Source organism: Alteromonas sp. ALT199, assembly GCF_018619335.1.
Taxonomy (GTDB): domain Bacteria; phylum Pseudomonadota; class Gammaproteobacteria; order Enterobacterales; family Alteromonadaceae; genus Alteromonas.
In genome coordinates this window covers 78,617-92,778 of sequence record NZ_JAHHDX010000159.1, presented here as the reverse complement: position 1 = coordinate 92,778, position 14,162 = coordinate 78,617, and the positions used below count along the sequence as shown (strand labels likewise).

Annotated in this window: 10 protein-coding genes; 4 read left to right on the top strand and 6 right to left on the bottom strand. The window is 42.8% G+C overall.

Annotation, left to right across the window (positions count from 1 at the left end):
- Positions 1–339: 339 nt before the first annotated feature.
- The 3 genes from xdp1 (KL866_RS18270) (at position 340) to prsT (ending at position 5,206) form a co-directional block, all read left to right on the top strand.
- A complete protein-coding gene (gene xdp1, locus KL866_RS18270) occupies positions 340–1,275 on the top strand; it encodes an exosortase-dependent surface protein XDP1 (protein ID WP_025255801.1) in 936 nt (311 codons plus the stop codon).
- Between the two features lie 181 nt (positions 1,276–1,456).
- Complete coding sequence (gene xdp1 / locus KL866_RS18265; protein ID WP_025255802.1) at positions 1,457–2,287, top strand: exosortase-dependent surface protein XDP1; 831 nt, start codon at positions 1,457–1,459, stop codon at positions 2,285–2,287.
- A gap of 105 nt (positions 2,288–2,392) precedes the next feature.
- Positions 2,393–5,206, top strand: coding sequence for an XrtA/PEP-CTERM system TPR-repeat protein PrsT (gene prsT / locus KL866_RS18260; RefSeq protein WP_214996334.1), 2,814 nt, complete (start codon positions 2,393–2,395; stop codon positions 5,204–5,206).
- 22 nt (positions 5,207–5,228) lie between these two features.
- On the opposite strand, the gene dld is transcribed toward prsT, so the two are convergent.
- From dld to rluD, 4 genes are all read right to left on the bottom strand, one after another.
- On the bottom strand, positions 5,229–6,932 hold the full coding sequence (gene dld, locus KL866_RS18255; RefSeq protein WP_025255804.1) for a D-lactate dehydrogenase: 1,704 nt from the start codon (positions 6,930–6,932) through the stop codon (positions 5,229–5,231).
- A gap of 123 nt (positions 6,933–7,055) precedes the next feature.
- Complete coding sequence (clpB, locus tag KL866_RS18250; protein WP_025255805.1) at positions 7,056–9,632, bottom strand: ATP-dependent chaperone ClpB; 2,577 nt, start codon at positions 9,630–9,632, stop codon at positions 7,056–7,058.
- 336 nt (positions 9,633–9,968) lie between these two features.
- A complete protein-coding gene (gene pgeF, locus KL866_RS18245; protein ID WP_025255806.1) occupies positions 9,969–10,724 on the bottom strand; it encodes a peptidoglycan editing factor PgeF in 756 nt (251 codons plus the stop codon).
- 16 nt (positions 10,725–10,740) lie between these two features.
- Positions 10,741–11,724 (bottom strand): 23S rRNA pseudouridine(1911/1915/1917) synthase RluD, encoded by a 984-nt coding sequence (gene rluD, locus KL866_RS18240; protein WP_214996332.1) that lies wholly within the window; start codon positions 11,722–11,724, stop codon positions 10,741–10,743.
- A 186-nt stretch (positions 11,725–11,910) separates the two neighbouring features.
- On the opposite strand from rluD, the gene KL866_RS18235 reads away from it, so the two are divergent.
- On the top strand, positions 11,911–12,675 hold the full coding sequence (locus KL866_RS18235; protein ID WP_025255808.1) for an outer membrane protein assembly factor BamD: 765 nt from the start codon (positions 11,911–11,913) through the stop codon (positions 12,673–12,675).
- A gap of 133 nt (positions 12,676–12,808) precedes the next feature.
- Here KL866_RS18235 and KL866_RS18230 read toward each other — a convergent pair whose 3' ends face one another.
- Both KL866_RS18230 and KL866_RS18225 read right to left on the bottom strand, forming a co-directional pair.
- Entirely contained in the window at positions 12,809–13,552 is a 744-nt protein-coding gene (locus tag KL866_RS18230; RefSeq protein WP_214996330.1) for a ChrR family anti-sigma-E factor, read from the bottom strand.
- Positions 13,545–14,156, bottom strand: a complete 612-nt coding sequence (locus KL866_RS18225; RefSeq protein WP_025255810.1) for a sigma-70 family RNA polymerase sigma factor — start codon at positions 14,154–14,156, stop codon at positions 13,545–13,547. Before KL866_RS18225 ends, KL866_RS18230 begins: the two co-directional genes overlap by 8 nt.
- Between the last annotated feature and the right edge of the window lie 6 nt (positions 14,157–14,162).

Here is a 14,162-nt window from a genome sequence, read left to right as displayed (position 1 = left end):
CAGGTAGGCATAGCAAAGTAAAAATTAAGCCAACTTCCATATATTTATTTCAGCGATATCACATTTAAAAAGCTGTGTAATACATTTAGATGTGTCCATCTTATCAGAGTAGGACGAACCTCAGAGATTGATAACTTAAAGTCAGTTTCATAATTCGCCTCGACAATCGCTAATAACTAGGTATACGGCCACATACCTTAAACAGCTCACCGTTCATATATCATACACGTCCATGTTGAAATTAAGTACTACCCGAAAAAAGTGTTTGCATATAAATAGTGTAACGCTTGTAAGGTTTGTACTTGAAGCGCGTTGCGCTTCTTATATAGGAAAGCAATTATGCGATTACTACACAAAACCCTTTCTTTCAAAATTGCGCTGTTACTTTCGATAGCGTCAATATCAACGCTGAGCGCCAATTCAGCATTTGCCACCTATTATAAAAAGCATGATTACTCTTATTGTGGCTCATCGAGTAGTAATAGTGGACAGAGCAAACAATGTAATTCACCGTTAGGCGAAAACACTTATGACTTGGTTGACGACGGTGTTTACAATAGTGTCGACCCAGCTAATTCAACCGTTGAAATTAATGGCGTAAACGTTTCTCTGTCTGCATTTTCAGATACGAATAATGTAAGTGGCGAAACAGTGGTTGCCGCTAACCTACAAAAAATCTCAAATACCTGGGCTTATGGAATTACTAATAATGACGAAGCTTATTATAATGGTAGTGCCGACCATGCTATCGACAACCTCAACTACTATTATGAAGGTAGTAATGCTGCTTACAAAAGTGGGGTGACCAATGTTGAGCGTGATTATGACTTTGTACTGCTTTCATTTGACTCTGCAGTAACGCTAACTGGCGCTAGTTTTTCATGGCTTTATAGCAGTAATGATAGTCAAGTTTCAGTAGCTGCCTTAAATGACACTTCCACTTTAACCTCTGGTGTAAATACATGGAGTGATATTGTTGCAGATGCTCTTACTTCAGCATCTTACGATATCGAGAACTGTGACTACGTAGAACACCGTGCAGATTTTGCGTTTACTGAATCAGCGCAATATTGGCTCGTGGGTGCATACAACACAGTATTTGGCAATATTGGTGGATACATTGGTAACGACGCTTTCAAACTTGCTAATGTTGGTTTCTCGATTACCGAAACGACAGGCACATCAGATACAACTGAAGTGTCAGAACCAGGAGCCATTGGTCTTCTAATGGCTTGTTCGCTCATCGTTATGTGGCGCCGCAAGAAACTTGTTTAACAAAATTAGACTTTAGATCAATGACAGGTGGTAGGACCTGTCAGCTTTTTTTACTCATCACTCTAGAATCCACAAAAAAACATAAAAATAACTTAAAAATCAGCATTATAAAATTTGGCACAGTTCTAGCATTCAATAGGTATTGCCTCTTTGTAGAAATTAAGTTGTAAGGCCAATACTTATGAACAAGTTATTAAACGTATCCTTTTCGTCGTTGCTACTTATCAGTACATCAGTCGCTTACGCGAGTGATTCAATGATCAAACAGTATACGTACGACATGATCACTCAAAATGTTAGTAAAGGGTTCGAACCTACAACTAATTCAATAAAAATCGACGGCTCAGATATATACGTCTCTTACACGACATGGGCAGATACCGAGCATTCTGATTATGATGGCGATGATCGCGTAGTGCGACAAAATGGTCTTGACTATTCGGCAACTTATGGATTGTCTATGCGTAATCGAGACCATGGAGGGCAGCTTTTTGATTCGCATACTATTGATAACAGTAAAGCGGACTGGAAGTATGATTTTGATATGGTACTTTTTTCATTTAGTGAAAAGGTTGCTCTTACAAATACCAAATTTAATTACCTTACTGGCGCCAGTAACGAAAACCAGTTGACAGTAGTAGGTTTCGATAACATTAACATTTTCAAAAATGCTGACAGTACGGTTACTACTTGGGAAGATATCGCTTCCTCAAATGCAATAACATCAATTACCCATAAGAACATTTCGACAAACCCCACCGGGCTTAACAAATATGAAGTAACTTACCCAACACTGACTGAAGCTAAATATTGGCTTGTGGGGGCATATAACACATTTTTTGACCCTAACAGCTCGATAGATGACATATCTGGTTCAGGGTTCAAACTAGCATCTTTTGGCATTTCTCAAGCAAAAGAAGAGTCGATCAATGAGGTAAGCGAACCAGGAGCTCTAGCACTAATGAGCTTAGGTTTAGGTCTTGTTCTATATAGACGTAAGCGTCGCGTTTAATTGTTTAAAAACGTTTAAAAAACACGTATCGTTACAAGGTGGCTTAAGCCACCTTTTTTTATGCTATTTTTAAGCCAGTGACTAGGCTGAATATCGAAGGTTTATATGGATTTTTTTAATAATAAAAAGCGTTTTATACAACGCGCTATTGTCTCTGCAGTTGCCTCATCATTTATCGCGTTTAGTAGCTTAGCTACTACGTCAGAAGACTACGAAAAGGCGCTTACTGCGTTTAACGAAAACGAGTACGATGAAGCCTATATTCACCTTAAAAACAGCTTACAAAAAGACCCTGAAAACCTAGCCGCTAAAATACTAATGGGCGAGATACTACTTATTAATGGCTACCTTACTGCGGCCGAGATGGAGTTTGTAGAAGCATTGGAAATGGGTGCCGATATCAACCTTCTGGCAGAGCCGCTAGGTAACACATGGCTATTCCTAAATAAATATCAAGAGATTGTAGACTTCTCTGATTTAACTAAGCTATCAGGTGATGCTGACCGTGAATGGTTATTAATTCGAGCTACAGCATGCATTAGATTGGAAGATGAGCAATGCGCCTCACGTGACTACAACACCATCATTTCCCGTACGCCCAACTTCGTACCTGCTATAAATGGGTTAGCTTCCATCGCCCTTCAAAACGAAGATTTACCTAAAGCGACCTCTCTTATTGATAAAGCTATGTCTTTAGAACCAGAGAACGCAATAACCTGGCGATTGAAAGGGCAACTTGCATACCGTAAAGGTGATACCGACGCTGCAACCGCACATTTACAAAAAGCCCTAACGTTTAACCGCGACGACCCTATTGCACTGCGTAATCTTGTAGATTTGTATTTAGAAGCGAAAGACTACGATACAGCAAAGCTATTCGTTGATGAGATCATTGAAGACACGCCTAACGATCCCCTCGCCATATTACTCAACAGCTGGCTGCAAAGTAGAGACAACCAACAAGCGATTGATAACGAGAAGCTAAAAGAGCTTAACGACTTCATGGCGCAGCTTGACCCTGAACTAATAACTTCTCAACCCATGTTGTTATATATAAGCGGTTTAACTAACTTCTTTAACAACAACATGGAGACAGCAGCAAAAGACTTTAATGCCTATTTGCAGCAGGAGCCTAATGACTTACAGGCAGTTTTAATGCTGAGTCAAGTTTATATGGCGACTCAACAAGATAAACAGGCCCTAGCGCTGCTTGAACGTCATCAAGATGCGTTAATGGAAGACCCCGACTCTGCACTTCTTCTAGGTGATTTGTTTATTCGCCAAAATAAAGCGTTTAAGGCTGAACGCCTATTGCAAAATCTTGAATACAAATACCCTAACGAAAACAAGCTTCAGCTTTTCAAAATTAAATTGATGGCTGCAAGAGGAAAGCAGGACGAAGCGCTATCGATTCTCGAAAAGAATTTGCCTACCTACAAAGATAATGCAGGTTTTCTTTTCACTTATTCACTAATGAACTTACAAGCGCAGCAGTTTGATAGTGCTTTGAAGGGCGCAAATTTACTGAGTGAGCTTTTTCCTGACGAAGCTGAAGTGTACAACCTAAAAGCAGGTATTTTGATTAGACAGGGTCAGTTAGAAGAAGCTAAAACCAATATTGAAAAGGCGCTAGCGCAGAACCCTACCCTCTTTCCTGCAAAATTCAATTTAGCAGCCACAGAAAGTCGTTTAGGGAATGTAGATAAATCCAATCAGCTAGTAGAAGAGTTGCTCGCTCTATCGCCTCAGCATAACGAAACACTGATGCTAAAGGCGTTTAATTTAACCAAAGCGGGCAACGTAGAAGACGCAAAGCAAATTTACCTTGATATATTAACGCTCACCCCTTCAAATATTGGTGCTAGAGAGCGCATTTCATCTTTATACCAGCAACAGGGGGACATTAAGAACGCACTATATCATTTAGATCTGCTTATTAAAGATGACTTCGACAATGCTGACTATCTCCTTCGTAAAGCCGCGCTTCAGCTATCAAATAATCAGCGTGCCGATGCGGAAAAAACGCTAAGCATAGTAAGGAGCTTTATCAATGACGATGCCGGTAAATTAATTGCATATGCCGACCAAGCTGGAAACCTTGGTAATAATGATGGCGCGTTGAACGCTATGGCCCGTGCTCATGAAATCGCCAATACAAGCACGTTTGTTACTTTGCGCTATACAAGCCTATTGTTAGACTTGCAGAAAAACGATAAGGCTCAGTCACTATTAACAACTGTTCCCCGTGAGCAGCAACAAAGCCCTGTTTATTACTTTTTAAAAGGCAGGTTAGCAGCAAATAAAGGGAGCGATAAAAGTGCTATCAAAGCATTTGAAAAAGCACTAGAAATCGACGCCACTTTTGCGCAGGCATTTATCGCTATTTACAACTACGCATTAAACGAAGAATTTGTTGATGTATTTTTGAATACTGCGCGCAAACTGGTGGATGAAAATGACAACAATCTTCTGGCAAAAAACCTGCTAGCACAATATTTATTCTTTATTCAAGAGTTTGACGAGTCTACAGCGCTTTACAAAGAGCTTATTGAAGAACCAAACTTACTGAATCCTGCCGAAGCCTTTAACCGTTTAGCTATCATGCATATCGAAAAGTCTTTGGTTTCCGCGAAAAATTATGCGCGTCAAGCTTACGAGCTGCAGCCTAACTCGTCGAAAATACTAGACACCTTCGGGCATATTAAAGCTCTGCAGGGAGATTATGAGGGTAGTCTCAAAATGCTTAGAGACGCGTTCGCTAGGGATGCTAACGATCCCAACATTCGCTACCACCTTGGCTACACGCTTGCAAAGCTAAATAGAATTGAGGAAGCGAAGAAAGAACTGGAGTTCGCAGCTAACGTTGAGCGTCCTTTCTTTAAGCGGCCCCAAGCTAAAGCATTGTTAGAGAGCCTTTAGAGCTCTCATTATGATACTTTTGCTAAAGACAGCACGAACAATTACGTTTGTGCTTTTCCATCTTACCAATACCTGGATTGAAGGTATTGGTAGGGTCTAGCTCTTTGTAAAACTGCTGTAGAGTGCTCTCTGCTTCATACAAATGCCCAACATTATGTTCTGCAGGGTACTTAGCACCACGGCTATCTAGAAGGGCTAACATGTCTGCTTTTACTTTTTTGGCGTCGCTGCCCTTTTTTAGAATGTAATCTTGATGGAAAACATGGCAGAAGAAATGCCCGTAATAAAGTGGCTTTTCTACATGCTTGCCTATGTGCTCAGGAAGCTTTTCCACCCAAAACTCGTCATTACGTCGTAAAGCGATATCTAACGCAAGAATCTCCCCTACTTGTTTGTGATGCATCATTTGATAACGCACCGCGGCACCTGCTGCTGCGAAGCGCAGTAAAAAGGCTTTAGACGCTTCCTCTTCATTACAAGTAATGTAGTCACCATCTAGCTTCTCGTCTGTAAACAGTTTGGCTAAAAGTGTCTTTGCCTCTTCAATACCGCCATCGCTCATCTTAAGAATAAGATGGTGCTCGTATTTGTCGCGGTAGACTCTTAAACTTGAAGGAATTTGATCAGAAAAAAACTTACTCCCAAACTGCATAACTCTGTCGCTTACGTAACCAGGCATAAAAGGCAGTTTGTTGAGCACAGCATCCACCCGCCCTTTAAGTGCAAACATTTTAGGTAGTGAGTCAGTGCCTAAACGTTCAATACTTAATATCGTATCTTTACCATACACATCTGCAATATCAAACATTTCTCTATGCAGGTATTCACCTACTTCAGGAAGGTATTTAAAGGTCGACAAAATATCTCGGCGGATACGGGTAAGTACAGCAGCATCATTAGTACCGATATAAAACGTTTGTTCTTTTTTAGGCACTTCAAATGTGTCTAAGCGTACGGCAAAAACGGCAACTTTACCGGCGCAACCACTGGCTTCATATAGTCTTGATGGGTCGGCATTGAAGCGACTAGGCGTATCAGCGTTCACATCGCGAACGATGGATTCATAATCACTAGCTGATGCTTTCTTACCAGTATCAGGTAAAGATTTTGAAAAATTGCCTGAAGAAAGGTTCTCAATAATTTCTTCCGGAGTCTCGCCCAAGTCTACTCCTAAACGATTGACTAGCTTTAGTTCGCCGTTTTTGTCTATTTGAGCGAATACCGATAACTCCGTATAGGCTGGGCCCCTTTTAACAAGCGCACCACCTGAGTTATTAGCAACACCACCAACAATAGACGCCCCCAAGCAAGACGACCCAATTACAGAATGAGGCGCACGCCCAAGGGGCTGCAACATTTTTTCAAGCTTAAACAATGTTGCGCCCGGAAAACTCAACACCTGTTTACCATCGTTTATTAGAACGATATCGTCCATTGCTAGTGTGTTAATAACCACCACAGGTCTATCGTAATCATCTCCGCTTGGCGTAGAGCCTTCGGTCAAACCTGTTTTCGCAGCTTGCATAATAATAATGCAATTAAATTCAACGCATACCTTTAGCACTTCCCAATATTGCATTAGCGTATGTGGAAAAAGTACAGCCAATGCTTCGCCTTCGCCTGACCGCCATCCTTTGCGATAGTGCTCAGTTTGGCGCGTTCCAACGGCTAGGTTGCTTTCCCCTAGTACGCGTTTAAATGCGTTAATAATTGGGGCTGTTTCCATGTATAACTCCTGACAATCGCGCTAAATTCACTTTAGTAAGTAAACTAATAGAGAAAGCACTAACAAGGCAATAAAAAAGGCACTGTCTCCAGTGCCTTTGGTGTAGTTGAATTGGCTGTTTGGTTAACCGCTTACCACAAATAAGCCGTTTTCGTCGGCGTCAATTCGAATGGTTGATTCAGGTATCAACTCACCAGCAAGTAATTGGTGCGCGAGTGGATTTTCCACCTGTACCTGTATTGCTCGCTTCAGCGGCCTAGCGCCAAATACTGGATCGAATCCAGCGTCCGCTAATTTATCCATAGCAGCGGCAGACAAAGTAAGTTTATACCCTTTTTCGGCTAACCTTGCTCTAAGCGAAGCAAGCTGAATTTTAGCAATGGACTTAATTTGCTCTTTACCCAACGGGTGAAATACCACAATGTCGTCAACGCGGTTTATAAATTCAGGCCTGAAATGCTGCCCTACCACACTCATCACCGACGCTTTCATATCGTCGTACTGACTTTCATTGTGCTTATCTTGAATGATATCTGAACCTAAGTTAGACGTCATGATCACAACCGTATTTTTGAAATCTACGGTACGCCCTTGTCCATCAGTTAGCCGTCCATCATCTAAGACCTGAAGCAGAATATTAAATACATCAGGGTGAGCCTTCTCAACTTCGTCTAACAAAATTACTGAATAAGGCTTACGGCGCACCGCTTCTGTTAAATAACCACCTTCCTCATAACCAACGTAGCCGGGAGGAGCACCTACTAAGCGAGCTACCGAGTGTTTCTCCATAAACTCTGACATGTCGATACGCACCATGGCATCTTCAGTATCGAACATGAAGCCGGCCAGCGCTTTACACAACTCAGTCTTACCAACGCCAGTTGGCCCTAAAAATAGGAATGAGCCAATAGGACGGTTCGGGTCGGCAAGTCCTGCACGCGAACGGCGAATGGCATTTGATACCGCTTCAACCGCTTCTTCTTGTCCAATAACTCGTTTGTGCAGTACATCTTCCATACGTAGCAGCTTCTCACGCTCGCCTTCTAGCATTCTAGCTACAGGAATACCTGTCCACCGTGAAAGTACATCAGCAATTTCAACGTCAGTAACTTTGTTTTTAAGTAGCGTGGTCTCGCGGGTTTCATTTTCAGCGGCTTGCTCTAGTTTAGCTTCTAACTCGGGAATACGGCCATACTGAAGCTCTGACATGCGGTTTAAATCAGATGCACGTCGTGCAATTTCCAAATCAAGCTTTGCTTGTTCAAGCTCCCCTTTAATGGTCTGGGTGCCCTGCATGGCGTCTTTTTCGTCCAACCACACTTTTTCAAGCTCAGCGTATTTAGTCTCAGCTTGCTCTCGCTCAAGTTCAATCATTTCGAGGCGCTTGTGACTGGCATCATCAGTTTCTTTAGCGAGCGCTTGTTCTTCTAACTTAAGTTGGATGATTCGCCGCTCCAATCGGTCCATGTCTTCCGGCTTAGAGTCAATTTGCAGACGAATGCTAGACGCTGCTTCATCAATAAGATCGATAGCTTTATCTGGAAGCTGGCGGTCACTAATATAGCGATGTGACAAACTTGCAGCCGCAACAATAGCTGGGTCTGTGATATCGACCGAGTGATGAAGTTCATAACGTTCTTTTAAGCCTCGAAGAATGGCAATGGTATCTTCAACGCTTGGCTCTTCTACCAATACTTTTTGGAAACGACGTTCAAGCGCAGCGTCTTTTTCAATATACTGACGATATTCGTCTAACGTCGTAGCACCTACACAGTGGAGCTCTCCGCGCGCCAGGGCAGGTTTTAGCATATTCCCTGCGTCCATCGCGCCATCGCCCTTCCCAGCACCTACCATAGTATGCAGTTCGTCAACGAATAAAATCACGCGACCTTCTTCTTTAGCTAATTCGTTGAGCACCGCTTTTAAGCGCTCCTCAAATTCGCCGCGGTATTTAGCGCCAGCCACTAACGCGCCCATATCTAGGGCGAGGACACGTTTATTTTTTAGTCCTTCTGGTACTTCACCGTTAATGATGCGTTGGGCCAAACCTTCGACAATAGCCGTTTTGCCCACACCTGGCTCACCAATAAGCACAGGGTTATTTTTAGTTCTGCGCTGCAAAACTTGAACGGTACGACGAATCTCATCGTCTCTTCCGATAACTGGGTCAAGTTTGCCTTGTTCCGCTCGCTCGGTTAAATCCGTAGTAAACTTTTCAAGGGCCTGGCGCACGTCTTCCGCGTTAGGGTCCGTCACTTTCTGTCCACCACGCATATCATCAATAGCGCCCTCAATGGTTTCTTTAGTGATACTCAGGCTTTTAAGAATTTCACCCAATCGCCCTTTATCTTCAAGGGCTGCTAACACAAAGATTTCCGAGGTAATATATTCGTCTTTGCGCTGCTGGGCTATCTTGTCGCAAAGATTAAGTAGAATGCCGCTGTCTTTACTTAACTGAACATCGCCTCCGATGCCTTCGATACGCGGAAGGCGCTCAATAGCCTGACTCAACGCAGAACGAAGCGCATTAACATTGATATTTGCTTGGTCAAGTAAAGGCCGTACTGAACCACCCTGCTGATTTAGCATGGCAGTCATTAAATGGACAGGTTCAATATATTGATGATCTCGCCCCAATGCGAGTGATTGAGCATCGGATATCGCGAGCTGAAATTTGCTGGTAAATCTATCTAGTCTCATAATCTCAACCTAATAAATGAACAACTATACCAATCCGCTTAGATAACTGCCCACTCAGAAGGCGCTGGCGAGTTTAAAATGTTCGTACTCTTTGTTGTATCACCTTGATGTAGAACCACTATACCTGCGGTAACACGCCGCGATTACGAACATTTTAACTCTCGCTGAGTGGGTAATGACCTATGCGCAATGGAATTCTTTATGTTCTAGTTATGTAGGCTTCTCAATTGCGATTCAAGTATGAGATTGAAAAGTTAGCCAAAAAGATAAGAAATAGTGACGAGAGTTTGATTTAGCGCAAACAATTAGGGTGGCATACCACATTGGCGGAAAAGTTCACAGAATGCCGATAACGCTTACTATACGCCCTGTCGTGCGTTTATTCTGATGGGTTGCTCGTCGATGCGAGTAAAAAAGCTTATCGCCGGTGTAAGTACACAAATTACTTAAAGTAATATTTTCAACACCGACTTGCTGTAATTGTAATTGTGCTACTAACGGCAAATCTAACAGGTACTTACCTTCAACACTGCTATTAACGATGGCGCCCTTTATGTGACGAAATTTACTCGCCAATTGAGCGTCGACTTCATAACAGGGACCGCTAATTGCGGGCCCTATCCATGCAATAAGCTTATTCGCATCACTGTTAAAACATGCAACAGCGTTTTTGATAATGTTGCTTTCAAGGCCTTTCCATCCCGCATGCACTGCGGCAACTTCTTGGCCGCTTTCGTCACACAATAAAATAGGTACACAGTCTGCGGTCATCACCGCACAAAAGTGTGATTTAGAAGATGAATAAGCCGCATCAGCGCTTGTATCTGCACTTGGCAGTGACACTACGCGGTTGCTATGAACTTGCTCTAACCACGTAATTTTTTGACTGTGTGGGATCAGGCTTCTATTGGCTTTTACTAGCATCAAGTCGTCACCAACATGGGCACCAACGTTTAAACCTGCAAAATCACCTACGCTTGTTCCCCCTATTCTTGTCGTTGTATAAGCGACAATGTTAGACGGACAAGACCACACTGGCGTAATCAAATCCAGCGTTGATGAAATAGATGAGTTTGCAGCTATCAATGTCATAAGCTCAACTTTCTGCTTAAAGCATATCTTGCGGATTGTCTGTAGTGTCTTTCCTTACCGCTCTGAGCATGTCTTGCATGTCCTGAGGTAGAGGCGCTTTCCAGGTCATCCACTCTTCGGTCTCAGGGTGAAATAGCGATAGCTGAGCCGCGTGTAATGCCTGGCGTTGGAACCCGCGAAGCGCAGCGATAAATTCCTCTGACGCACCTTTAGGTAAACGCGGACGCCCACCATAAACCTGATCGCCCAATAACGGATGCTTTAAATGAGCCATGTGCACGCGGATTTGGTGCGTACGACCGGTTTCAAGTTTCAAGCGCAAGTGAGTATATGCACGAAATTTTTCGATAACTCGATAATGGGTCACTGCGGGTTTACCCATTTCACGAACTGCCATATGTGTGCGCTTTGTAGCATGCCTTCCAATAGGTTCATCTACAATTCCGCCAGCAACCATTGTACCTAGAGCAATGGCTTCATATTCGCGGCTCATTTCGCGGCGCTGTAGTTGATCAACAAGGTGCGTTTGCGCAGGTATTGTTTTTGCCACGACCATTAAACCCGTGGTGTCCTTATCAAGACGGTGAACAATGCCCGCACGTGGTACCTTGTCAATCTCTGGGTAGTGATTCAACAAAGCATTTAGCACGGTACCGCTTGGGTTTCCCGCACCTGGGTGCACAACCAAATCAGCAGGTTTATTTATGACCAAGATGTGCTCATCTTCGTAGACAATATCTAGCGCAATGTCTTGCGCCACACTTGTTACCTGCACATCCATTTCGGCTTGTACAGTAATGAGTTCTTCCATTTGCATTTTGTGTCGTGGAACGGTGATTACCTCACCGTTTACAGCAACATTACCGTCTTGAATCCAAGTTTTTAACTTAGAACGAGAATATTCCGGGAACAAATCAGCTAAAACCTGATCTAACCGTAAACCAAAATGCGCAGCTTCCGTTGAAGCTTCTAATTGTATTGTGTTCGGCGACTGTGTCATAACACCATTGATTACGTCTAAAAAAGGGTATTATAACAAGTATTCACGCTGTACACTGCCTTGTTTACGTTTTTGTATGGTTTTTCTCATCGTTAGTAAGTTAGAATGCAATATAAAGTGTTGTTGTTTAACACATGAGCTTAGACAGCGAAGTATTAAACTGTTTAGCAGGAAAATAGAATTATTATGAAATCATTTCGTCTACTGGCTCCCGTTTTATTGGGAGCTATGGTATCTGTCGCAGGATGTAGCTCTTCTGACAAAGAAGAAAAAGCCGTTTTAGCTAACATGGGCGCACAACAACTGTATGACAGGGCAAAGCAGAGCATGGAAGTGGGGAACTTCAGTGCTGCAGCACAAACATTGGGTGCGTTAGATTCACGCTACCCGTTTGGTCCTTTATCGCATCAGGTACAGCTAGACCTTATCTATAGCTACTACAAGTCAGGTAAGAACGAAGAAACCCTAGCCACCATCGACAGATTTATCCGTCTGAACCCTAACCATTCAGATGTTGACTACGCTTATTACATGCGTGGATTGACTAACATGGAATCTGATAGCAATTTGTTTCAAGAATTAATGAATATTGACCGTACGGACAGAGACCCATCAAAATCCCGAGCGGCATTTGAAGATTTTCGCAGGCTAATTCAACAGTACCCTGACAGTAAATACGCAGCTGACGCGAAGCAGCGTATGGTTCATATTAAAGACCGCCTGGCGCGTTATGAAATTGCTATCGCGCGCTTTTATATGAGACGTGAAGCTTATGTAGCTGCGGCAAATCGCGGTCGCTACGTGATTGAACATTTCCCAAATAGTACTCAAGTACAACAAGCACTGGAAATCATGGTTTCAAGTTACGAACAACTTGGCTTAGCAGAGCTACGTGACAATGCAATGAAAACGCTTAAGCTTAACTATCCAGACAGTGAGTTCATTAGCTAATTGCCGCAATTATTATTGGGGTAATCACAGGCCATGTGTAGCTAAAAAGAAAAACGCACTTAGGTGCGTTTTTTTGTGATTATGGGCGAACATTTTTTAAAACGGTCTTTGCGTAACCGATACAAAGGGAAAGCTAGCGGAAAAACAAATGACTAAAGGGGTTCAGTAGTCTAGCTAGACCAGAAGTGAAGTGTAATGGTTGATCGACAATGCTGAAAACCAAGCATCCTTCTTTTCCTTCAGCCTTAGGAGTATGTGTTTTTTCGCCATCCATAAAAATAAAGTCGCCAGTATCGTAGTGGCTAAGTCCGTCACTGAACTCCCCATCGATAACTAATGTGTATTCTGTTCCGCGGTGCGTGTGCTCAGGTACGCTTCCACCACTTCCCATAAAAATAAAGTTGGCCACACCTTGATTACCTAAATCTACAGGCGCCTGCCAAAGTTTTCCGACCAAACTAGACCAGTTCCCTGTTTTATCTATATAGCGATGCAGCGTACGAGGTAATGTGAATTCCCGACCATCTAATTCAATCGTACTTAAACCCTTGTGTTCGCTACGAAGATTCGACTTATTTATCGTTTCTCGATATTCAGGAGGATGGTCTTTTTTAAGTTCGTCCACTTGTGATGAGGGAAGTTGGGTTATTTGAGACAGCATATCGCCAAATTGAAGTGTGGCATCAGCCTTATCGACGAGGCTTTCATTGGCTGTCGGAACCATTTGTGCAGCCAAACGCTCAGTTTCAATCTCCACAAGTCGCTGACACCTCTCACACATATCACAGTGCGCGGATACCATCAAAGAAATAGCTGGAGTCAGCGTGCCCTCAACGAAATCTTCGAGTTGTTGGGCACTTGGATGAAACTTAATCATTATCGTTTAACATGACCTTTAATCGTTGGAGCGCCAAGCGGGTCCGCGACTTCACTGTACCTAATGGAATAGAAAGCTCATCGGCTACTTCTTGCTGTGATTTACCATCAATATAAATGGCCTCAACTACCGCTTTTTGCTTTATAGGCAATGATTCAAACATATATCCGATCTGCTCTAACGTAATCTGCTCGTCGAGCGGTGTTTCGTTTGCATCTGCTGTTTGTTCGCAAAGAACTGGCCATAAATCGTCTGAGCATACATCTTCTTTTCGGTTTTGCAGTTTACGTAGCATATCGAAACGTATATTCCGTGCAATAGTAAAAATCCATGTCGAAGGCGAACCTTTCTCAGAATTGAACAAGTGCGCTTTTTGCCAAACATTCGACATTGTGTCTTGCACCAGCTCCATTGCTAACGCTTCGTTACCCATTTGTTTTAAAGCGTAAGAGCGTAAGCGAGGCGCGAAGTAATTAAATACTCGAGCAAATGAGCGTTTGCATCTGACCTCAGCAACCGCGACAAGGTAATCAGACATTTCAGTTGCACATTCTTTAGGTTTGATTGTGCTGTTACTTTGTTCCAGAGGAATTCCAACTAACATAAGATT

Coding starts and splice junctions, on each gene's coding strand:
- KL866_RS18230 (WP_214996330.1), bottom strand. CDS start 13,552: ATGATTAAGTTTCATCCAAGTGCCCAACAACTCGAAGATTTCGTTGAG.
- xdp1 (WP_025255801.1), top strand. CDS start 340: ATGCGATTACTACACAAAACCCTTTCTTTCAAAATTGCGCTGTTACTT.
- KL866_RS18225 (WP_025255810.1), bottom strand. CDS start 14,156: ATGTTAGTTGGAATTCCTCTGGAACAAAGTAACAGCACAATCAAACCT.
- KL866_RS18235 (WP_025255808.1), top strand. CDS start 11,911: ATGAAATCATTTCGTCTACTGGCTCCCGTTTTATTGGGAGCTATGGTA.
- dld (WP_025255804.1), bottom strand. CDS start 6,932: ATGGAAACAGCCCCAATTATTAACGCATTTAAACGCGTACTAGGGGAA.
- xdp1 (WP_025255802.1), top strand. CDS start 1,457: ATGAACAAGTTATTAAACGTATCCTTTTCGTCGTTGCTACTTATCAGT.
- clpB (WP_025255805.1), bottom strand. CDS start 9,632: ATGAGACTAGATAGATTTACCAGCAAATTTCAGCTCGCGATATCCGAT.
- pgeF (WP_025255806.1), bottom strand. CDS start 10,724: ATGACATTGATAGCTGCAAACTCATCTATTTCATCAACGCTGGATTTG.
- rluD (WP_214996332.1), bottom strand. CDS start 11,724: ATGACACAGTCGCCGAACACAATACAATTAGAAGCTTCAACGGAAGCT.
- prsT (WP_214996334.1), top strand. CDS start 2,393: ATGGATTTTTTTAATAATAAAAAGCGTTTTATACAACGCGCTATTGTC.